Source organism: Photobacterium sp. SP02, from assembly GCF_038519165.1.
GTDB classification, from domain to species: Bacteria; Pseudomonadota; Gammaproteobacteria; order Enterobacterales; family Vibrionaceae; genus Photobacterium; species Photobacterium halotolerans.
This window is the reverse complement of record NZ_JASJOJ010000012.1, coordinates 1-21,299: the sequence shown is the minus strand read 5'-3', so window position 1 is coordinate 21,299 and position 21,299 is coordinate 1. Positions and strand designations below refer to the sequence as shown.

Genomic DNA, 21,299 nt, shown 5'->3' with positions numbered 1-21,299 from the left:
TTGCGCCGTTATTTTACCCAGCTTACCCAGTCTCAGTCACATGCTGGTTACGCGGTAACCTCTGAGTAAAAACAGGCACGGAGTCTTACATGTCTTCTCCCCGATATTTAGTGGGTATAGATTTAGGTACAACACATACCGTTGTCGCCTACTGCCCTATTACTTCAGATCTTCAACATGAAGCTGTAAAGATTTTTGACATCGACCAGCTCATCGCCCCTGGTGAAGTGGCGCGCAAACCCCTTTTACCCTCGTTCAGATACCATCCGACAAGCGGTGAAATAGCACCTGAGCTGTGTGTTCTGCCCTGGGATAACAACCCCGTCAATGGCGACTTTCCAGAGGCGCTCATAGGTGAATATGCCCGCGAATTAGGGGCCAAAGTTGAAGGCCGGCAAGTCACGAGCGCAAAAAGCTGGTTATCTCATACGGGCGTAGATCGCAATCAACCGATTCTGCCATGGGCAGCCAGCAGCGGTGTGCAAAAAGTATCGCCGGTTATTGCCAGTGCCAGTTACCTGAACCATGTCCGTCAGTGCTGGGACTACCACCATCCGCAAGACAAACTTGCCCACCAGGATGTTGTTATTACCATACCCGCTTCTTTCGATGAAAGCGCCAGAGCGCTAACGATAGAAGCGGCCAGACTGGCCGGTCTGAGTCATATGGTGTTGCTCGAAGAACCACAGGCTGTGTGTTACGACTGGTATTCCCGTCACCACAATGAAGCGGAAACCCTGTTGAAAGATATACCGCTTTTGATGGTGTGCGACATTGGCGGCGGTACCACAGACCTCAGCCTGATTAAAGTCAGCTACCAGAATGAAAGGCTTAAGCTTGATCGCATCGGCGTAGGTGACCACCTGATGCTGGGTGGGGATAACCTGGATTTGGCGCTCGCCCATCAGGCCGAGAATAACCTGCACTCCGGCGGCAAACGGCTAAGCGCTGCTGGCCTGTCGAAGCTCATTCAGCAAACACGTCGTGCGAAGGAGCAACTGCTGGCAGAACATGCACCTGATCAGGTGAACGTGACGCTGCTTGGCAGTGGCTCGAAACTGATTGGCGGCAGCCGCTCTGCGGTACTCACTCAAGCGCAGGTCAACCACATCGCACTCGACGGATTTTTCCCTGTCAGTGCGTTTGATGAACATCCCAGCCAACGTCAAAGTGCCGTTGTGGAATTCGGTTTACCCTACGCTTCAGATCCGGCCATCTCCAGACATCTGGCACATTTCATCAGTGAACATCATGCCGCCTGCCGTGAGGCTTTAGGGTTAGGCGAAGCCAACAACGACGAATCCATTAAGGCAATTCCTCCAGCCATATTGCTCAATGGTGGCGTTTTCAACAGCCCTGTTTTGTCCGAACGTATTCAGGCTATTTTTGCCCATTGGAAAGGAGCAAGCGTCACCTGCCTGGACAATCCGCACCCCGACCTTGCTGTCGCATACGGCGCCGTCGCGTATGCAAAAGCCAGACACGGCGCGCAGCTGAAGATTGGAGGAGGATCGGCGCGCTCATTTTTCCTCGACCTGCACACTCAAGCCGCTCATTCTGGTATTTGCCTGTTACCGCGAGGCACTGAAGAAGGTGTTGAAGTGGCATTGTCAGACAGAAAATTCGCGCTGACATTAGGCGAACCGGTTCGTTTTGATCTGTATGCCTCTTCAGATGATACGCCGATCTCGGCCGGGGATATCCTTCCTCTGGATAAACCCCACATGACCTCGCTGCCCCCTTTTGTTATTACCCTGGACAGCGAGACTGACAGAGAATCACTGGCAGCAAACCAGAAGGACAGAGTTGATGTTACCCTAGCCTGTCAGCTCACTGAAGTGGGCACATTGCAATTGGAATGCGTCAGCGCAGACAGACCAGGCAAACGTTGGCAGGTCGAGTTTTCAGTACGGAAAACAGCCGCTGTCGATAATGCCCCTGATGCAAGTGAAGACATGCCCCATCCAAGCGCTTTGCAATCAGCCCGAATTGCCATTCAGAAAGCGTATGGCGGCAGCAAAAAACACGCCGATGAAAAACCCGTCAAAACACTCAGAAGCGATCTGGAAAAGTACCTCGGTAAGCGTGAAGACTGGGAAATGCCAGCATTACGATCCTTGGCCGACACCTTGCTTGACAGCAAAAAGCGGCGACGCCGTTCCGCTGTGCATGAGCGAAACTGGCTGAAACTGACAGGTTATACCTTAAGACCCGGTTTTGGTGATCCGGTCGATGACTGGCGCATGAATCAAGTCTGGGCGCTGTATCAGCACAATCTGCAGTTTCACCAGTCTGCTCAGAGCTGGAATGACTGGTGGATATTCTGGCGCCGTGTGGCAGGTGGTCTCAATCAGGCGCAGCAAGAAATCATTTACAAAGACATCGCCAAATACATTAATCCGAGCGCGACCCGCAGCCCTAAATTAGCGAAAGAGATGCAAGAGCGGGGCTATGAGCAAATGGTGTGTTTAGCGGCTTCTCTTGAGCACATCGCATTTGAAAAGAAACTGCAACTGATCGAGTGGTTATTCTCACGATTGCAAAAACCACAATTTGCACAGGCGCATTGGTGGGCAATTGGCAGGATTGGCAGTCGCTTCCCGCTCTATGGAAGTCGGCATAATCTGTTAACGGCTCAGCATATCAGCTACTGTCTGCCAGAATTATTAGATTCAGACTGGAAAGAGGAACCTGATATCGCCCTTGCCGCTGTAATGATGTGCCGCAAAACTGGCGACCGAACGCTTGATATTGATGACGAGTTACGCCAAAAAGTCATCAGTAAACTGCAGGCAAGCAAGGTGCCAGAGCGCTGGATCGACATGGTCGCAGAGCAGAAAGTGTTGACCCAGGAAGAAAACCAGCGTGTTTACGGCGATTCGCTTCCCACCGGCCTTATACTCCTGGAGTAAATATTCGCTTATTAAGCTTACGTTAGGGTATGACTGCTACTATACCGGGAATCAGAACTGCCGGTCAGTCATACCCAGCAGGCCTATAAAGGAATAACAAGCGAGTAGTTTTGGCTATGACACGTGAACAATTTAAAGTAATCTCAGAGCGCATTTTCAAGTCCCAAAATCAACGTACTGCTGTTGAGGCTGTCGTCTTCGAAGGGTTATCAAGCTATGAAGCCGAGAAGCGATATGGCGTACCGAAAGGGACTCTCTCACGGAATGTCCGCAAATATAAAAATGAAGTCGACTACATCACAACAGTCACTGAAGCATAATAAAAAAGGAGAGTATTACTCTCCTTTTTTATTATAAGTAGCAATCAGATAGACGTTCGGTTATTCCTCAGTCTGAGAGTCCATCAACTCTTCAGGGTGAACACCGTCTTTTTCCATCAACGCCAGAATCTCAATCATTCTTACCTGACGAGCTTCTTCTTTAAATTCGTTCAATACAGCTATCAAATCATTTATTTTCTGTAGCGGAATTCGCTTAATGACGGCACGCTGCCTGCCTGGTACTTCGTCTGCAAAGTCAATCAGTGCCTGACGGTAGTCAGCTCTGGTCTCTTGCAGATGTTTCCCGTTTTCAACATTCTTTAGCATCGCACTGAGTGCTTTTTCCGCATCCGAAAAGTTAGCCATGAATTACCTCTAAACACTATTCTTATAAAGAGCACTTTCTTGCCATCGACTAACAGATTCATGACACTTGTTGTGCTATTTGAAATAGAGCAAAATTAATAAAATTAAACCAAGATCCCTAGATATCTCATAAGATCCGTATTCTGCCGAAAAACTAACGCTATGACTTCTGCTGCGCGTATGTGAGAAGAGTAGTACGCTCACTTAATTATAATAGAGAACTCTAACGAGGATGTAAGAGTAGCAGCAGTAATTAAATAATACTCTCAGTCTTCGTTATTGTGAACATAATTTTTGTGTCCTTGACAATTCTCTGACCAAAAAATGATTTCAGCGATTATCGGGCTATGTTTCTCTGTTGCCGCTACAGCAGGTTTATTTTAGCGAATCTGCCGGATACCCTCTGCGCGGTTGCTGCTACCACAAACTACCCTTTCATCCTCAAATCATCCTCAAAATCCGCCAACAGCTAATCAATCGATGAAATAATAGCCTGTTTCTCAGCAATTTAGCTTTGCCAAAAGCAGTCAGTATTGGTACTATGCTCGTCAGTTAGCAAGCCTTTTGGCGGACATTAGCGCAGTTTGGTAGCGCACTACTCTGGGGGAGTAGGGGTCGCTGGTTCAAATCCAGTATGTCCGACCAAAAGGCTTTTTTTGTTTCATTCTTCTCTTCTTTATTTGTTTCCCCTCGAATTTTTTTCAAAACTTTTTTTAGCAACTGCTGCTTCAGTCTATCATTGGCTCGATTCCCCAAGGAGCATGATATGGAACAGGCACCATATTGCAAAGAATGCGGACAACACGAAGAGTTCATTGTCATCGATGAACATCTGTTCGTTTGCATATGTGGCTACCAATTCAGCTGTATCTCAATTAGCGTGAAGAAAAGCACTATGACGTCTCCCTCCCCCTCTCCACCTTTCGATTATCAAGTCCATTAAACAGACGGCACCACCAGTGAAAACAATGGCCCTCAACCAGGTAAAAGCACAATCTCAATCGCAACATCACAGTGTTATAATTTGACAAATATCGTTAAATTTAGTTTAAAATTCCGTTAACAGCAAATTAATCCCACTTTGGTTTTTCGCCTACAACACAGATAACAAAAACTCAATAAGCAACTGTTTTTAATGTATAAAAAAATAATTTCAATGTAGTAAACCTCATGTAAAGCAGTATAAATCCATTAAAAACGTGATCTATATCCTGAGCCATTTACGGGATTTTGTGCTACCTTCTCGCACGAAAATTAAGTCACTATTACACATTCGGGAACATCTTTTCATCTCGCTGCATAAGCCAGTGAGCTGAATCATTCCCTTCATTTAGGACAATGCTTGTTGTCCTGCTTCTTAGTCAATATGACATCACAGGATCATTCTATGGATGCAACGATTAACAATTGGCTCGCCATTCTCAACGAACAATTAATGCTCATCATTGGCGACATTAACGGACTGCTATGGGGCCACCTTCTTGTATATCTGCTGGTTGCTGTAGGTATCTATTTTACTTTTCGCCTCGGTTTCATTCAGGTTCGACAGTTTCGTCATGCCATCAGCGTCTTGAAAAAAGGCAAAGATGTAGAATCTGGTATCAGCTCTTATCAGGTATTTTGCACTTCGATGGCGGCACGTGTGGGTACCGGTAATATGGCTGGTGTCGCTGTCGCACTGACAGTCGGCGGACCGGGTGCCATTTTCTGGATGTGGGTGATGGCCCTGCTGGGAATGGCGACCGCTTTTGTGGAATCCACACTTGCGCAAGTCTATAAAGTCAAAGACGTAGACGGACAATACCGCGGCGGTCCAGCCTATTACATGGAGCAGGGACTTGGTGCCCGCTGGATGGGAACCCTGTTCTCTGTCTGTCTGATTATTGCTTTCGGATTAGTCTTCAATGCCGTTCAGGCAAACACCATTACCGCTGCGCTCAACCATTCTTTTGAGATCGACCGTAAGTATGTAGGGCTGGTTATTGTGGCGTGTTCTGCCTTCTTCATCATGGGCGGATTAAAATCCATCGCGCAAGCTTCTGCTCGTATCGTGCCGGTTATGGCGGTCGGCTATCTGGCTATCGCCTGTCTGATTGTCATCATGAACATGTCTGAACTGCCTGCCGCAATCTCGCTGATTGTTAAAAGTGCTTTCGGCTGGCAGGAAGCTGCAGCCGGCGGCGTGGCTTATACCATTGCGCAGGCAATGCAAAGCGGTATCGCTCGTGGTCTGTTCTCCAATGAAGCCGGTATGGGCTCAGCAGCCAATGTTGCTGCCAGCGCAACCCCCAACCCTAACCACCCTGCATCGCAAGGCTTTGTACAGATGCTCGGCGTGTTTGCAGACACCATTGTCATTTGTACTGCCTCAGCCGCGATGATCATGCTGTCAGGTGTGATGGATCAGCCTGATGCTGCTTCTGGTATCGGTCTGTTGCAACAAGCACTGACGAACGAGTTAGGTAGCTGGACAACCTATTTTATGGCAGCCGCTATCATTCTGTTCTGCTTTACTTCCATTATTGCTAATTACAGTTATGCAGAAACAAATATCATGTTCCTGAACGGCAATACGAAGAAAGGCCTGTTCACATTCAGAATCATCGTGCTGGCTATGGTGTTGTTTGGCTCAATTGCCTCACTGCCTGTCGTATGGAACATGGCTGATGCTTCCATGGGTATGATGGCGCTGATTAACATTGCCGCGCTGGTGCTGTTGTCTAATCTGGCTATCAAGGTGATCAAAGATTACGAACTGCAAGTGAAAAACGGTCAAGTGCCAACGTTTGACCGCAGTAAGTTCCCGGAACTTAGCAAGCTAGACGGTGCCTGGCATCCTAAACCTGATACGGCGAAAGAATCACGCTAAATCAGACAGGTCATTTTAATGAAAACAAGCCAGCATTAATGCTGGCTTGTTTTTTAACTGGCGCTTATCTTCTTGTTCAGACGTTTCGAATTGATAAGAAGGTTGCAAGCCCGCCTGATCCACTGATGTGCTTTTCTCGTCAGCACGTAAACCCAGTCCACCCGTTTGCTCCTGCTCCTGCTCCTGCTCCTGCTGGAGTAGAGCAATTACATCTCTTTGATAATTAATAAGTATTGCTTTTATGGCCCCCCCTATTCATAACCATCATATTGCAGTGAACTTATTTTAAGTTCTTTATAAACTAAATTAAAAACAAAGGATTTCTCGTTTTAACATCATTACCACAGACTTATTTCGGTTAAAAATACACCGCAAATGCAAAAAAGATCACATTAATTAACATTTTTATCATTTATTTAACTTTCTTGCTTTGAGAAAAAAAGAAACTGTTCTATTTATTTATTAGCTATGACGACCTGTCATTTGCTCTTTTTGATTATTTCGACTCAAGGAAGAAAGCAATGTTATTAAACAAGTTTAGCTTGGTTGCACTCTCTGTTGCCGCTGCGACTATGTCCTGCAGCGTGCTCGCCGCACCGGGTACCCCTCAACTCGCATGGATGGAAACAGACTATGCCATCGTGGAAGTCGATCAGGCTGCAACAGCCTACAAAGATCTTGTCACAGTAAAAACTGCAGCAGATGTGCCAGTCGCCTGGCAACGTTATTCAGGCGAAACGGCTGACCATTGGAAAGTAAAGCTCAATGGCAACGTGGCATTTGAGGAAAGTATTGATCCGGCATCCAGTGGTGAGGGCTCCACGACATTGTCCATCACTCAGGGTGGCCAATATACCTTAACCGTCGAATTATGTAGTGGTTCGGGCGCGGAGGAAGCGTGTAGCAGCAGTCCTGCAACCAACATAGTGGTGGCAGATACAGACGGCAGCCATTTCGATCCACTCCCCATGAATGTCGATCCGAACAACGGCACCTATTCTACCCCTGCAGATACTGTTGTTGGTGCCTACTTTGTTGAGTGGGGCGTCTTTGGCCGTAAATTCACCGTCGACAAGATCCCAGCCCAAAATCTGACGCACATCCTTTATGGCTTTATTCCTGTTTGTGGTCCGAATGCCTCGCTGGGTGAGATTGAGGGCGGTAATAGTTTAGCGGCACTTAATCGCGCTTGTGTTGGCACACCAGACTTTGAGGTCGCGATTCACGACCCTTGGGCTGCGGTTCAAATGCCACAGCCACAAGCTGGCCATACCTATAGCACCCCTTATAAAGGTAACTACGGTCAATTGATGGCGCTGAAACAACGCTACCCGGATTTGAAGGTTATCCCTTCGATTGGTGGCTGGACACTGTCTGATCCTTTCTTCTCGTTTACCGATAAAGCCAAACGTGATGTCTTTGTTGCCAGTGTGAAGAAGTTCCTGCAAACCTGGAAATTCTTTGATGGTGTCGATATTGACTGGGAGTTCCCGGGCGGAAAAGGTGCCAATACCACGCTGGGCGATCCGGTGAATGACGGACCAGCATACGTCGCGCTGATGCGTGAGCTGCGCACCATGCTGGATGGGCTGGAAGCCGAGACAGGTCGTCAGTTCGAACTCACATCTGCAATTGGTGTTGGTTACGACAAAATTGATGTCGTTAACTACGCTGAGGCGTCTCAGTACATGGATTACATCTTCAACATGAGTTACGACTTCTACGGCGGTTGGAGCAACGTAGTCGGTCACCAGACGGCGCTGAACTGTGGCAGCCATCTGACTGCTGACCAATGTAACGGTACAGGTGTTGATGAAAACGGTGAGCCTCGCCAAGGCCCGGCTTACACCACTGCACATGGCGTCGAGCGTCTTCTTGCTCAGGGTGTGCCTGCCAACAAACTGGTTGTGGGTGCAGCCATGTACGGTCGCGGCTGGACGGGTGTGACCCAAGCCAGCATGACAGATCCAAGCAACCCGATGACAGGTGTGGGTAATGGCCCTGTCGCCGGTTCCTGGGAAGCAGGTGTGATCGACTATAAAGATGTCGCTACCCGCTATGAAAATAAAGCCGGCGTCGTACTGGGTTATGACGAACAGGCGGAAGCACCCTGGGCTTATGACCCGAGTAACGGCGATTTGGTGACCTACGATAGCCCACGCTCTATTATGGCCAAAGGCCAGTATGTGCGTGACCTGGGTCTTGCCGGTCTGTTCGCATGGGAAATTGATGCAGACAATGGTGACATCCTGAATGCGATGCAAGAATCCCTGGCTGGCGCACCTGCAGGAAACCGTGCACCTGTTGCACGTGCAGGCGCTGATCAGCAAGTGAATACTGCGGCCACAGTGACTCTGAACGGGTCTTCATCAACAGACAGCGATGGTCAGATTGCCGGCTATCAGTGGGTACAGACCAGTGGACCGGCATTGACACTGAACGGTGCGAATACGGCTTCCGCAACCATTTCAGTGCCAGATGTCACGGCTGATACTCAATATGTCTTTACTCTGACGGTTACGGATAATGAAGGGGCGACAGCCACCGACAGCATCACAGTGACTGCGAAAGCGCCTGGTGCACAAAACACCGCACCAGTTGCATCACTGACGGGCCCAGGTACAGCCAATGCAGATGATCTCATCACCCTGGATGCGTCACAGTCCACTGATGCCGATGGCGATACCCTGACGTACGACTGGACCGTACCTGCAGGTGTGAATGCCGTTATTAATGGTTCAAGCCTGAGCTTTACGGCCGGTAGCTATACGACTGACACCGCATTGTCTTTCAGTGTGAGTGTCTCTGACGGAACGGCTAGCGATGCGGCCTCGCTGACAGTGACCGTTGCAAAAGACGATAGCGGAACCGGTGGTGAGGGTGATTTCCCAGCCTATGTGGAAGGCACTGCGTACCAGGCCGGTGATCAAGTTTCCAACGGCGGCGTGAACTTTGAATGTAAACCATACCCTTATTCTGGTTGGTGTTCAGGTGCAGCCTGGGCCTACGAACCTGGAGTGGGCGTATACTGGCAGGATGCATGGACTCAACTTTAATGATTCATTGTCACGCCTGAACACGCATTAATCATTAAACGGTTCATCTAAAGTAAAGCCACTCGTGATAGAACGAGTGGCTTTTTCATGTGTTTTCACAATGCTTCGTCATCCGGTTCTGAATATAAGCAACCGCACTAATATATGAACAACATACCTGTCTGGCTGCCATTCTTACTTAACAAGAGAACGTGTCTATCTGCGATATGAAAAAGCCTGTAAAAACAGGCTTTGAGATTATTTAGCTACGAAGTAAAGATCCTTAGCATAAATGTTGCCCTTCGGATTGTTGTCCGGAAACCCTTTCAGATGACTTTTGACCAGCCTGGTGTGGTTGTAATGGTAGATTGGCATGACAGGCGAATATTGGTCGAGAATATGTTCTGCCTCGCGGTAAATACCATATCGTTCTTGCTCATCCGAAATATCAGCGGCCTGCTTAAGCAACGCGTCGAATTCCTTGTTACAGAACCCGGTTTCGTTACTGACATGCCCGCAAGTGAAGCTGCTGAGAACAGAGGAGGGTTCTGCATAATCACCAAATGCATACGAGCGCGCAACGGCATAATCACCCGCCGCTTTTGCCGCCAGATAAGCATTCCATTCCATGTTTTCCAGCTTTACACTCACATCCAGAGACTTCCACATAGAGGCGATCGCCAGTGCCAGCTTTTTATGATTTTCACTGGTGTTGTAGGTCAGAGTGACATTCAACGGATGGCTCTTGCTATAGCCCGCTTTTGCCAGCAGCACTTTCGCTTCACCAATGCGCTCGTCATGAGCCTGAGACTTAAATGCCGGGGTGAAATTCTGATAGTTTGGAATGATATCCGGCACGATGGAGAAAGCCTCTGGCTCGCCCTGCCCCGTGACTTTTTGCACCAACACATCGCGGTCTATCGCCATACTCAGCGCACGGCGTACGTCAGCATTATCAAATGGAGGCTGCTGGGTATTAAAGGCATACACATAAGAGCCCAATAAGCGCAGAGATTTAATCTCTTCCGGGCTGTCCTTCAGTAATTTCTGATAATACTCAAGCTGAACACGGTTCGTCATATGCACTTCACCAGCCTGATAACGCATCAGCTCTGCGCTTTGTGACGACAGCGCTAAATAGGTCACATTGTTAATGACCGTGGATGCATCATCCCTGTAATGCTGGTTACGTGTTACTTCGACCCTTTCGTTCGGCACCCATTCTTTCAGTACATAGGCACCATTTGAGACAAAATGATCGGCACGAGTCCATAAATCACCGTATTGACTCACCACGTGAGCCGGTACAGGAAAGAAGGTTTTGATGCTCATCAGACTAAGGAAATACGGCGTCGGGCGGCTTAATGTCACCTGCAACTGATGCAGGTTGAGCGCTTTCACTCCCAGTTCGGATGCCGGTTTTTCACCATTCAGTATTTCCTGGGCATGGGTAATGTTGGCGGTAACCAAATTGAATCCGGAATTGTTGCCTGTCGATTTATCAACCGCCCGACGCCACGCAAACACAAAATCCATGGCGGTCAATGGCTGACCATCAGACCATTTCAGGCCCTTACGCAGATTGAAAGTGTAGGTTTTGCCGTTGTCTGACACAGCCCAGCTTTCAGCTTGCCCTGCCGTGATTTCGCCCTGCAGATTTTCAATCAGCAACCCTTCGAACAAGTCATTCACGATGACATCGCCCGGGCTGCCTGAACCAACAAAGCCAGGATCTAATGTACTCGGCTCTGCGCCGTTGGCTCGTACCAGATGCTGCTCTTTGGCTAAAACAACTCCTTCAGGCACATTGGCGGCAACGGAATGTAGTGAAAATGCGGAGATGGCCAGCCCGATGCTGACAGTGATAAATTTCTGATTCAATGCGAAATCCTTTTGTGGCATTACTATCTGGAACCAAATCTATACTAACAAGGAAATCAGTAAACGCTATGAGCAGCGTCAAGAAGACAAACTCAGTAACAATTTATGGAAAGACCCGCAGTGTATGCGGGTCTCGAATTAACGATCTGGGCAAATAAAAGAAAATCAGTTACTTGGGAATGTTAAAGTTTTTGTCATTCATGCAGGTAAATGTATAAAAATCTGAGCGCTCATTAAAATGGCTGAATCCTCGTCCATGGCAATATGCGCCGTTAATCTCATTCATGACTGTCAGCGTTTGCTGATTATTGACAGAAAAATAGCTGTCGTTTTCACACACCACGCGGATTTTTCCGTCATCACTCTGAGAAAAGGCTTTCACTTTTGCACCGCATAAGGAATAGCTGACATCGACGAAATCATTGGCACGCTCATCGATTGATGCACTGCATCCTGCTAAAGCCAGACCAGATAATCCCACTACTATTGTTGTTAAGGCTTTCACAATCACCTCCTTACTTAATATTATATTTTGATTGTAGTGCGACCAGCATAAAAACGCATTAAAATCCTGCCACTAAATAAAAAATAAATCACATAGAATCATAAATTTAGTCAATCCTAATGTAGCGCTATTGCACTGGCGTTGCTGAGGTGAATTCTGCGATTGCGCCATCGACAACAAGAAAGCAGTCCATCCCTGCAGCCAATGCCGCCCGCCGTCCTAAATCGGTATCTTCAAAAACCACACACTGATGAGGTGCCAGCCCAATACGGTTAGCCGCTTCAAGGAAAGTATCAGGGTGAGGTTTATGGTTCCGGACATCGTCGGCAGTGACTAAGGCATCAAGTAAAGGCAAAATGTCGGTTATAGTCAGCAAATTTTCTGCATTAACCTTGCGGCATCCGGTACCGACGGCCACTTTCTTCTGGCCTTTATACTGCAATAAAAGATTAACAGTGGCCGGAATGGTCTCTCCCTTTTGTTCCAGCGCTTCAAAAAAACGCCATTTGGTATCAGCGACTTCCTGGATATCATGATCGGTCTGATATTTTTCATTCATCATTTGCGCGGTTTTGATCGTGGGCGAGCCTCCCAGACTCATCAGCCACTGCGGATCAAAAGGAATGTTGAATTGCTCGCAGGCATATCGCCAGGCTGCTATATGGGCTGGCATTGAGTCAATCAGTGTGCCGTCCATGTCGAAAATTAATCCCTGATACCGTGACAAATCCATATTCACCTCCAAATCAGTACGTTTCACCATAATGACGTAGTGGCCTGTACAGATCCAGAGTGAATGACTTAGATTCCGACACAGCACAGACTGGTTACTCAATATCCATGACGGCCAGTCCCCATTTTTCGGCTATCCGGTCAAAAAATCCCTGCGTTTTCTTTAATTCTATCCATTGGTTAATGAAATTAATCCAGACTTGATCATCTCTTGGCATCAACATCGCCAAAGGTGTCGCCCGTCGCATTCCCTGCACCTTGGGAATGGTCAACTGTGGAAACCGGCTGATTAGCATTGCGGCCTCAATATTGGACGTCACAATGACATTGGCACGGTTTGCCAGTAATTCCTGATAAGATTTTCCGCTCTCAATGACCTGCTGCCTGGCTCTGGGAAAGAATTCTTTTACCATAGTTTCCTCAACGGCTCCCCGGCGGGAAGCCACCGTTACCGATGAAGAGTTAAAATCGGCCCAATAGCGAAAGCGATTCTGGTTCGTTTTCTGCGTCACCGGCACAAAAGCAAGGTAATAATAAGGCTGGCTGTAGCCGACTATCTTAGCCCGGCTGATATTGAGCGCCGCACTGCCGGTCAGGTCATATTTTTCCGTGACAATCCCGCTGACCAAGGCTTTCCAGTCCGTGGCTACGTATTCAACAGTCACACCGAGATCCTTGGCCAGCTCAGTCGTTATATCAATGTCGTATCCTTTGTAGAAATTTGTCGCAGGATCTCTCATGGTCATTGGCCCCCAGTCGCCGGTAGTACCCACCCGGAGCACTCCCCTGTCCATGACTTTCTGTAATCGGCTCGACGCCGCATGAACCTGACTGACACACACCAGAAACAGTGCTAAAGACAGCAGCAACCTAAAAGATAAGGTGAATCGCATCGGACACCTCCGGAAACAACAGAACACGCTTACTCAGCATTGAAATAAAGATAGCAGTGTCTGTGTGATCATTTTCATCTGAGGACAGAATAATTGTGTGTCAAAATTGAAAGTTTCTGTATTTTTTTGTGATTTCCATTATTGGAAATATGTTGTCTTATTTATGAGAAATTGTGCGTAAAAAAACTGCATTGTTTCGCAATGCAGTAAACACAATGAAGGAATTCATACAGAAGTGTTTATATATCCATACACAAAAATAAACACGCCAATAATAGGTTAATTATGATTTAAATTGTGCTTCCTCATTCTGAACTCACCCGGTGAGCACCCCATGTGCTTTTTAAAAACACGGGAGAAATAGGAAACATCCTTGAAGCCTGAAGAATTAGCGATCTGAGAAATTTTCTCGCGATCAGAGCTTAATAATCCACACGCCAGATCCAGCCGTTTCTTTATGATGTACTGTTTCAGCGTGACGCCCATAATGCTATGGAATAAACGAGAGAAGTAGGTCGGTGAGTAATGGCAAGCACTCGCCAGCTCTTCCTCGCGCAGTGGTGAGCTCAGGTTTTCATCAATAATTTTCAGTGCAGGCCGGATTGAAAGCTCACGGTTTTCGAAACCAGGCTCAGCTTCATTTTCAATATTATGTGTATGCAGTCTGCTAAAACACTCCTCCAGCTCTTGCCTGCTGGCATTGGCCGCCAGCACATCTTCACCACCGGCCCTTAAAACATTAAGTGCCAGACTCCCATCCAGGTTATGGTATACGACAACAACCTTTGCGGCCGGGAAACGATTTTTCACTGCACGCAGCAGCTCAAATCCTTCCGATGTCGAATCAATCACTTCAAGAAAAATCAGCTCTTGCCCCGTCATTGATGACAATAACTCGTAAGGAGAAATCTCAATGACCTTGTGCGAAAGCTTTAAATTTTCTTTCGCTTCAACCTGCTTGTCATGATGACTACTGCTAACCCAAATCACATATTCACCTTAAACTGCTAGTGTCATATTCCCATGCTCTTATGATCAAGTGCATGGATGGCGGTTGACACTCCTTGTCGATGAATAAAAATGTACTGATAAGAATTCGTATGAATATCAGGGCAAAAATGTATTTACTTATAATAATTAACGATCAATAAACTAAATAAATCCAGCCGCTCGTGTTTGTTTCAAATATAAGCAACAATGAATAAAAACTCTGCTACCTATAAGACTTCAATAAGTTGAACAAGTTCCAATGGCGATTTTGTGCGGTTTATTATTACTTAGGATTATATAGGTGCATTTTTTATCACAAAGAAATCTAACTTTTTGACATTCCATCTTTGTCGCAAAAAAAGTCTCTATGACAAAAATGTCTGACACAAAGGTGTATAAACATGGCCTTTTGACATCTAAAATACTGTTATTTCAGCTGTATGTTCTTCACTTTTATAGTATGAGTGACATAAATTACTTCACGGCGCCCGATAACTGTTTATAGAGCTCAAAGCTGCTATCTTCCAGCCAGCACTCAACGATCACGCCATCTTCCAGCCGGAACTGGATCATACCTGTCATTTGTATCGTCTGTTTTTTACCCGGCAAATTGAACCACCCGCCATGATATTGAGCCTGACAACGATATCTGACCACTGTCAGTGGCGGCTGGCTAATGACATCTGAGATCGAGAATGCGACAGACTTAAATTTTTGCCGCCATAACAACAGATAAGAAAGGTAGCTTTCATGAGAAAGTGGGTGCCGACGACCGCCCGGCAAGTGAAAAACAAAAGGATCAGAGACATACTCAGCGAGTCTGGATCTACTCGCATTAGCCCAGATATCCAGGAACCAGGCATCAATCCAATCCTCCCTTGCCATTACAGATCCCACCTTACTACTTCAGACACAAACACCCTCTGCCACAAGAAAACAGGTCCATCTTCATTGCAAAGATGCAGCAACATTCACTTAACGCCAATTTATCCCAGGCCCTCATCAAATCCTATACCGGAATGTAAAACAAACAAATAACTTCGCTCAATGTCAAATTTATTAATTGCCATGCATCATATGAATAATCATGAATATCAAGCCTGTCATTTCTTGCGTTCTACATGGTATTAACCAGGCTGGTGTTTGTTTTCGTGGTATCGGCAGCATCGGATACAAATGGTTCGGCCTGCTTGAGATAGAAGCGTGCTTGCTCGTTGTTCCCAACCAGATAATAGTTATGCGCTATTGCGCCCAGCAACTCAATCAGGGCTGTTTTATCATGATATTTACTGGCCTGCCGCAACATAGACTGAAAAATCACTATGCTTGTTTCTGGCGTATTCGACGCCATGATCTGGGATAAATCAGGCCTTATTGTGTGTGGAGGTGTTGCGCAGAATGTATTGCTGCTGGCTGCAAGCACAGTGCCGGAACCACACAGCATAGCCACAATAAACACAGACTGACGGATGAAAGACATCATAACCACTTGGCTCCCTATGCTGAATCAGAGCCATCATTATCATGTGTTCTCACGCCATACGAAGACTTACGTCCAAACATGGTAATACACTCTCATGATTGCGTAATGGCTTCACCGTGTTACCAGACATTTTGTCTGTCTGGTAACATTCTTCAGTCATTAATTGATATCGAACTTGGGAAGAACAGCCTGATAAAACGACAGACTGGGAATATAAGTATGGTGACTTAACTTTTTACCGACAGCGACAAATTCATAACCCAGCTCCTGAGAAGCTCTTTGATTCCACTCACCTTCCGCAAACACTATCCGTCGCTTAAACGTTATCCCCGTATCCTGCTTCGCTCTGAATGCAGCAAGTGCCATAATTTCCGTTCTGCTGGCAGCGTCTGATGACGAGGCAAAGGTCATTTTACTTGCATCTATTCCCGCCGCTTTCAATTTCAGACGACTTACCGCCGCCCATCCGCCACTGGTGATCGCAACATGCGTATCATCCCGGACAGCCATTTGCTCAAGAAACTCTCTGGCGCCTTTGCTCAGCACAAACTCTTGAGGGACCGCATGCAGCCTGGCAGTGAGATTTTCCAGATACTTTTGTTCCACCTGACGGTGAACAATAGAGCGGCTTGACAGCACAGGATACTGATGGAGGATCTCATCTAACATTGCCGAATCCGTCACCGCTCGCTCTTGATAACGCGATTTGTCCAAAGTGATGTGGAGAACGGCTTCGACGGCTTGCTGAAAACACATCATATCCATTTCCCTGGCATTCACCAAAGCACCATCCACATCCACTAACAACAGATTCATCCCTATACCTTCATTGATTTTTATCATCGGTGATAATGCCGTACAGAATGGAGATGTAAACAAAATGTTTCAATACATGATTTGTTAAAAATCATCATTTTTTGCGTAATCTCAAACTCTTAGCACTCATTCCTATGCATCAAAATCTTTTGCTGTTCAGAAATTGATAACAAAGCGCAACTGACCTCAAAAACTTAACACTGTGATTTTTTAGCGGATTTGCCGATTCTTTCCCACAATTACTCAGTTCGCTGAGTAAATCCGGTGAACAGCATGTGAGCATAAATGACTATAAAAGGAAAATGTGATGAAAACCTCAACTGACCGTCGGCGCTTTCTGCGCCTGACTATGGCAGGCATCATAGGCATCACACTGGGTGATCAGATCCTGCAGCGTAAAGCGCTGGCCAGTGAAGAACTGCCACATCTGGCAGAAGATGATGCTCAGGCAACTGCCTTGCAATACACGCATAAGTCGCCTCATGAAGAGAATCATTGCGGTAACTGTATGTTGATACAAGGTAATGAAGGTGATGAATGGAGACCCTGCTCAATCTTCCCCGGTAAAGCGGTGAACGTAAATGGCTGGTGCTCTGCCTGGACGGCCAAACCGGCTTAATGGATGACATAGCCCGTAGTCACTGCGGGCTTTTTACCCTCAGAAAAACACGGAAACATTGCTTGCAGGTGATGAAGTTCGATAAGAATGGAGGCGCGTCCCGGAGTCGAACCGAGGTCCACGGATTTGCAATCCGCTGCATAGCCACTCTGCCAACGCGCCTTAATGAAGCTTGTCTCAGAAGACGAAGCGCATTATCCAAATCCTGATGAGAAGTACAAGCCTTTTCTGACTGAAACCCCTTAACTGATTACTTTTCCGGCCAACGGCAATTGTCAGCGAGAAATCAGCTAAAAAACAGCCCAATTCTTCCGTTATGATTCACGCGCTCAACCTGAGTGGCAAACGTCTGCTCAAGCCGTTCATTCGACATCACCTCTTCAGGTTTTCCCTTCGCAACACAGCTTCCCCCTTTCAGCAGGATGACACTGTCTGCAAATTGCAGCGTCCGGTTCAGATCATGGTTCGCCATCACGACAGCAATACCTTGTCCGGCCATAAAATTCAGCAGTCGGTATAAAGAGACTTCCTGTCCGATATCAAGCGCTGTTGCCGGTTCATCCAGCAATAGCAGGCAGCCATCCGGGTTCAGTCCCGGCCAGACCTGCAAACAGGCAGCCGCTAATCTGACCCGCTGCCACTCGCCTCCGGACAATTGCTGAATATGGCGATCCAGTTTGTCATCAATCGAAAGCCACTGACTGACATCCTGAATAGCCTGATTAACCTTCTCGACGTTTGCTTCCGGAATCGCGGATACCGCTAACTGCAAGTAATGATAAACACCAACGGCAAAACCCGGTTTATCCTGTTGCGACAAATAACTGCGGTACCGGGCCATGTCGCGAAGATCCATCTCTGACAAGCACTGCCCTGCCAGTGTTACCTTGCCGGCACCTTGAAACAGCCCGGACAGGCACTGAATAGCCGTGCTTTTCCCGCTACCGTTAGGGCCAATCAGGTGAACCACTTCACCGCGCTTTACCGAGAAACTGACCGGCAGCAATCGCCGGGCTAGCGCTATATTTTCAGCTTGTAATACACAATCCAGATCTGAACGGGTTACCATCAGCTTACTCCACTTGCGAACGCAACAGCATCCAGATAAACACAGGGGCGCCCAATGTCGTGGTCACAACGCCCACAGGCAATTCTGCAGCAGGCAGCAGTACCCGCGCCAAGACATCCGCAACTGCCAGCAGTAAAGCCCCGAAGCAGGCTGAAAGCGGTAGCAGGTATCGGTTTTCTGCCCCCAACGCCAAACGCAACAAGTGAGGAATCACCAGACCAATAAAGCCAATCACACCTGCCATAGCGACTGATGTTCCCACTAACAGGGCGATAATCAATATCAATCGCCAGCGCAGTGCAGCCACATCCAGCCCCAACTGTCGTGCATGGGTTTCACCCAGCATCAGGATGTCCAGTTGCCGGCCACGGGAGCATAGCCAGATCAATGCGGGAAGCAGAATGATCAGCACGCTAAGCTGCGCCCAGGAAACACCGGCAACACTTCCCATCAGCCAGTACATCAGCTGTCTGAGGTTCAGATCGTCACTGAAATAAAACGCCCAGGTCACAACCGCCCCGGACAAAATACCCAGCGCAACGCCTATGAGCAGCAAACGCGCGGTAGACACCCGTCGGATACGGGCAAGACCAACGAGCAGTAAAGTAAAGATCAGCGCGCCCGCCATGGCAACCAGCATTGTCAGCCAGGGACTCGGCACCGAGGGAAGCAAAAAAAGTAAGAGAACAAGCGCCAGGCTGGCTCCCCCCGAAATACCCAGCACACCTGGCTCCGCCAGCGGATTGCCCAGTAACACCTGCAACACAGCACCAGAGGCTGCCAGCGCAGCCCCAATTGCCATGGCGGCCACTAACCTTGGCATTCTGAGCTGCCATAACAATTGCTTCTCAAGCTCGCCAAATGGCTGCCAGGGTTTCAGCCAGATCTCGCCCACCGACAATGAAAACAGACCGCAGCTGATAAGCAAAATCGCAACAAGCCAAAAGCTCACTTTCCATTTATGGCGACGCTGATGAAGGATACGGTCTAAGTGCATGATGTCGTGTGTTTTCGTCAGTGAGAACTAAAGGGGAAACATACAGGGTCTTTGAAAAAATGAAAAGCAAGCCAGTTAAATTGGCTTGCTTTCAAAAGTATTTATACTGCGGCTGCTGATTATCTAGCTGTTTTCAGTCCTTCAGAGCCTAAGCACTCTGCGCTTAGAATTTAGCAACGACCTGATCAGTAAGATCAACGTCTGATTGCTTGACCAGCAAACAAGCCCGTTGTCCCAGCGCTACATTGGGGTTAGGGAAAACGACAGACTCTCCCCCTTTGGCAGCCACGTATTCTTCACCGTTATCGCTCCCCAGCACCGCACCTTCTTCAAAGTAGGTAAAGTTAGCCTGATTCGCCGGAAAGGTGAAAGCGAACTGATCTGTTTGCTTAGTCAAAGTACGGGTCACCCGATACACACACACTTGCTTATCGCCCTGATAGTCTGGCAGAGATTGTTGTGAAACGAGTGCGAGCATCGCCTGGTTAAAGGCTTCTAGCCGTTCTAAATCGTTCTCACCCAGCCGTGCCACCTTACCCAGCTCCATCGTCAGTGCCTGCGCGCCATAGTTCTGAGCACTGTACCAGCTGAATGTTGGTGCCGCAGAACCAGAGAGCATCATCGCCTCGATCTCACCGTGATGCAGAAAATTAAACAGCGCTAAACCCCGGGTTTTATGTTCACTAAAAGGGCTGACCGCAAAGGTGTAGTGCTGTGAATCACGGATGGCACTATGCAGATCCAAATGCCAGCGTTCGGTATTCTTTAATGGTGAGTTCTGGAAGAATGCATCCACTGAGCGCTGAAGTAAGTTGGCGCGAATACAATCAGCATTCTTTTCATCATTGATACCGCCAAATAGCCGATTCATATTCTCATCAATAAAGCGGGTATGAGCATTAATGGCTTCAGGGTGACCAATGATCAGCAGTAAACGATGTTCAGGCATCAAATCGCCAAGCAGGATTTTTTTCACTAACTGCTGCAGCAGTTCAATCGGGCCGGTTTCATCACCGTGTACCCCGGATGAAATGACGATGTCTTTACTGGTAGCGGACAAGCCAGGTGGAATAACGGTTAAAACACCACGCGCCGTCAACTGACACAATACACCATTTTCTAACTGCCACTCCCCCGCCTCAAACGGAAAAGATAAATCCAGGGTCGCAGAAAGAAATTCCCCGTTTTGCACTGCCTTTAACAAAGCCATTATACCTCCTCGTCCTTGTAACAGGCATGTTCTTACAGGCGATTTCATGATTGCACGAATAACAACCAATAAAGAACACTAAAAGATGAAAGAAAATCAGTGAAATAAACTGCTTTTACTATACATCCTGGCTACATAGTTTCAACACTATATTGATGACTGCAGGCAAGAATGAGACCAGGGTATACACTTTTTACTGCTGATAAAGAAAAACCCAAGTAAACAATTCGTTTACTTGGGTTTCTTGTCGGCTCAAACCACTTATTTTTCGATTTTGATATTCTCAACGCGTGCTTTAAGCTTCTGACCAGGGCGAAAGGTCACCACTCGCCGTGCCGAGATTGGAATATCTTCACCGGTTTTAGGATTTCGTCCAGGTCGCTCGTTTTTGTCGCGCAGATCAAAATTACCAAAACCGGATAACTTAACCTGTTCACCACACTCAAGTGCCTTTCTGATCTCCTCGAAGAAGACTTCCACCGTATCCTTGGCGTCCCGTTTGCTTAGTCCGACATTCTCAAACAGGTTCTCAGCCAACTCGGCTTTTGTGTCAGCTCACAGAAATATTCGTTTTCTTACTACAAAACGACTCAGTGTGATTA

Annotated in this window: 18 protein-coding genes and 2 tRNA genes; 6 read left to right on the top strand and 14 right to left on the bottom strand. The window is 47.4% G+C overall.

Annotation, left to right across the window (positions count from 1 at the left end; genetic code table 11):
• The first annotated feature begins 89 nt into the window (after positions 1–89).
• A complete protein-coding gene (locus tag P0Y67_RS07600; RefSeq protein ID WP_342391400.1) occupies positions 90–2,912 on the top strand; it encodes an Hsp70 family protein in 2,823 nt (940 codons plus the stop codon).
• A gap of 116 nt (positions 2,913–3,028) precedes the next feature.
• A complete protein-coding gene (locus tag P0Y67_RS07595; protein WP_027252139.1) occupies positions 3,029–3,232 on the top strand; it encodes a helix-turn-helix domain-containing protein in 204 nt (67 codons plus the stop codon).
• Positions 3,233–3,292: 60 nt separating this feature from the next.
• Here the strand turns inward: P0Y67_RS07595 and P0Y67_RS07590 are convergent, their stop codons facing one another.
• The gene (locus tag P0Y67_RS07590; RefSeq protein ID WP_192016694.1) at positions 3,293–3,598 is read right to left on the bottom strand and encodes a hypothetical protein; all 306 of its coding nucleotides are present in this window, start codon (positions 3,596–3,598) and stop codon (positions 3,293–3,295) included.
• A gap of 568 nt (positions 3,599–4,166) precedes the next feature.
• On the opposite strand from P0Y67_RS07590, the gene P0Y67_RS07585 reads away from it, so the two are divergent.
• The 3 genes from P0Y67_RS07585 (at position 4,167) to P0Y67_RS07575 (ending at position 9,523) form a co-directional block, all read left to right on the top strand.
• Positions 4,167–4,243 (top strand) — tRNA-Pro (locus P0Y67_RS07585).
• 742 nt (positions 4,244–4,985) lie between these two features.
• On the top strand, positions 4,986–6,467 hold the full coding sequence (locus tag P0Y67_RS07580; protein WP_342391399.1) for an alanine/glycine:cation symporter family protein: 1,482 nt from the start codon (positions 4,986–4,988) through the stop codon (positions 6,465–6,467).
• Positions 6,468–6,988: 521 nt separating this feature from the next.
• On the top strand, positions 6,989–9,523 hold the full coding sequence (locus P0Y67_RS07575; protein ID WP_446728812.1) for a glycosyl hydrolase family 18 protein: 2,535 nt from the start codon (positions 6,989–6,991) through the stop codon (positions 9,521–9,523).
• A gap of 237 nt (positions 9,524–9,760) precedes the next feature.
• Here the strand turns inward: P0Y67_RS07575 and P0Y67_RS07570 are convergent, their stop codons facing one another.
• The 8 genes from P0Y67_RS07570 to P0Y67_RS07535 form a co-directional block, all read right to left on the bottom strand.
• Positions 9,761–11,383 carry a peptide ABC transporter substrate-binding protein gene (locus tag P0Y67_RS07570; RefSeq protein ID WP_446728811.1) on the bottom strand — a complete coding sequence of 541 codons (1,623 nt, stop codon included), beginning with the start codon at positions 11,381–11,383 and terminating at the stop codon, positions 9,761–9,763.
• 169 nt (positions 11,384–11,552) lie between these two features.
• Positions 11,553–11,888 (bottom strand): hypothetical protein, encoded by a 336-nt coding sequence (locus P0Y67_RS07565; protein WP_051288043.1) that lies wholly within the window; start codon positions 11,886–11,888, stop codon positions 11,553–11,555.
• A gap of 127 nt (positions 11,889–12,015) precedes the next feature.
• Positions 12,016–12,627, bottom strand: a complete 612-nt coding sequence (locus P0Y67_RS07560) for an HAD family hydrolase (protein WP_342391455.1) — start codon at positions 12,625–12,627, stop codon at positions 12,016–12,018.
• An 88-nt stretch (positions 12,628–12,715) separates the two neighbouring features.
• The gene (locus P0Y67_RS07555) at positions 12,716–13,513 is read right to left on the bottom strand and encodes a transporter substrate-binding domain-containing protein (RefSeq protein ID WP_342391398.1); all 798 of its coding nucleotides are present in this window, start codon (positions 13,511–13,513) and stop codon (positions 12,716–12,718) included.
• Positions 13,514–13,792: 279 nt separating this feature from the next.
• Positions 13,793–14,503 (bottom strand): helix-turn-helix transcriptional regulator, encoded by a 711-nt coding sequence (locus P0Y67_RS07550; RefSeq protein ID WP_337113620.1) that lies wholly within the window; start codon positions 14,501–14,503, stop codon positions 13,793–13,795.
• 474 nt (positions 14,504–14,977) lie between these two features.
• Positions 14,978–15,388 (bottom strand): ester cyclase, encoded by a 411-nt coding sequence (locus tag P0Y67_RS07545; protein ID WP_342391397.1) that lies wholly within the window; start codon positions 15,386–15,388, stop codon positions 14,978–14,980.
• 232 nt (positions 15,389–15,620) lie between these two features.
• Positions 15,621–15,986, bottom strand: a complete 366-nt coding sequence (locus P0Y67_RS07540) for a hypothetical protein (protein ID WP_342391396.1) — start codon at positions 15,984–15,986, stop codon at positions 15,621–15,623.
• 159 nt (positions 15,987–16,145) lie between these two features.
• Positions 16,146–16,802 carry a haloacid dehalogenase-like hydrolase gene (locus tag P0Y67_RS07535; protein ID WP_342391395.1) on the bottom strand — a complete coding sequence of 219 codons (657 nt, stop codon included), beginning with the start codon at positions 16,800–16,802 and terminating at the stop codon, positions 16,146–16,148.
• A 307-nt stretch (positions 16,803–17,109) separates the two neighbouring features.
• Here P0Y67_RS07535 and P0Y67_RS07530 point away from each other — a divergent pair, with 307 nt between their 5' ends.
• Positions 17,110–17,421: a high-potential iron-sulfur protein gene (locus tag P0Y67_RS07530; RefSeq protein ID WP_027252121.1), complete on the top strand. Its 312-nt coding sequence runs from the start codon at positions 17,110–17,112 to the stop codon at positions 17,419–17,421.
• A gap of 88 nt (positions 17,422–17,509) precedes the next feature.
• Here the strand turns inward: P0Y67_RS07530 and P0Y67_RS07525 are convergent.
• From P0Y67_RS07525 to ihfA, 5 genes are all read right to left on the bottom strand, one after another.
• Positions 17,510–17,583, bottom strand: a tRNA-Cys gene (locus P0Y67_RS07525).
• A 124-nt stretch (positions 17,584–17,707) separates the two neighbouring features.
• Positions 17,708–18,490: a vitamin B12 ABC transporter ATP-binding protein BtuD gene (gene btuD / locus P0Y67_RS07520; protein ID WP_342391394.1), complete on the bottom strand. Its 783-nt coding sequence runs from the start codon at positions 18,488–18,490 to the stop codon at positions 17,708–17,710.
• A 4-nt stretch (positions 18,491–18,494) separates the two neighbouring features.
• Positions 18,495–19,487, bottom strand: a complete 993-nt coding sequence (gene btuC, locus P0Y67_RS07515) for a vitamin B12 ABC transporter permease BtuC (RefSeq protein WP_342391393.1) — start codon at positions 19,485–19,487, stop codon at positions 18,495–18,497.
• Positions 19,488–19,650: 163 nt separating this feature from the next.
• Entirely contained in the window at positions 19,651–20,697 is a 1,047-nt protein-coding gene (locus P0Y67_RS07510) for a succinylglutamate desuccinylase (RefSeq protein ID WP_342391392.1), read from the bottom strand.
• A gap of 261 nt (positions 20,698–20,958) precedes the next feature.
• Entirely contained in the window at positions 20,959–21,234 is a 276-nt protein-coding gene (gene ihfA, locus P0Y67_RS07505) for an integration host factor subunit alpha (protein ID WP_342391391.1), read from the bottom strand.
• Between the last annotated feature and the right edge of the window lie 65 nt (positions 21,235–21,299).

Excerpts from the sequence above, each read along its gene's own strand:
- P0Y67_RS07535 (WP_342391395.1), bottom strand. The coding sequence starts at position 16,802 with ATGAATCTGTTGTTAGTGGATGTGGATGGTGCTTTGGTGAATGCCAGG.
- P0Y67_RS07545 (WP_342391397.1), bottom strand. The coding sequence starts at position 15,388 with ATGGCAAGGGAGGATTGGATTGATGCCTGGTTCCTGGATATCTGGGCT.
- P0Y67_RS07595 (WP_027252139.1), top strand. The coding sequence starts at position 3,029 with ATGACACGTGAACAATTTAAAGTAATCTCAGAGCGCATTTTCAAGTCC.
- P0Y67_RS07530 (WP_027252121.1), top strand. The coding sequence starts at position 17,110 with ATGAAAACCTCAACTGACCGTCGGCGCTTTCTGCGCCTGACTATGGCA.
- P0Y67_RS07510 (WP_342391392.1), bottom strand. The coding sequence starts at position 20,697 with ATGGCTTTGTTAAAGGCAGTGCAAAACGGGGAATTTCTTTCTGCGACC.
- P0Y67_RS07555 (WP_342391398.1), bottom strand. The coding sequence starts at position 13,513 with ATGCGATTCACCTTATCTTTTAGGTTGCTGCTGTCTTTAGCACTGTTT.
- P0Y67_RS07590 (WP_192016694.1), bottom strand. The coding sequence starts at position 3,598 with ATGGCTAACTTTTCGGATGCGGAAAAAGCACTCAGTGCGATGCTAAAG.
- P0Y67_RS07580 (WP_342391399.1), top strand. The coding sequence starts at position 4,986 with ATGGATGCAACGATTAACAATTGGCTCGCCATTCTCAACGAACAATTA.
- btuD (WP_342391394.1), bottom strand. The coding sequence starts at position 18,490 with ATGGTAACCCGTTCAGATCTGGATTGTGTATTACAAGCTGAAAATATA.
- P0Y67_RS07540 (WP_342391396.1), bottom strand. The coding sequence starts at position 15,986 with ATGATGTCTTTCATCCGTCAGTCTGTGTTTATTGTGGCTATGCTGTGT.
- P0Y67_RS07600 (WP_342391400.1), top strand. The coding sequence starts at position 90 with ATGTCTTCTCCCCGATATTTAGTGGGTATAGATTTAGGTACAACACAT.
- btuC (WP_342391393.1), bottom strand. The coding sequence starts at position 19,487 with ATGCACTTAGACCGTATCCTTCATCAGCGTCGCCATAAATGGAAAGTG.
- P0Y67_RS07575 (WP_446728812.1), top strand. The coding sequence starts at position 6,989 with ATGTTATTAAACAAGTTTAGCTTGGTTGCACTCTCTGTTGCCGCTGCG.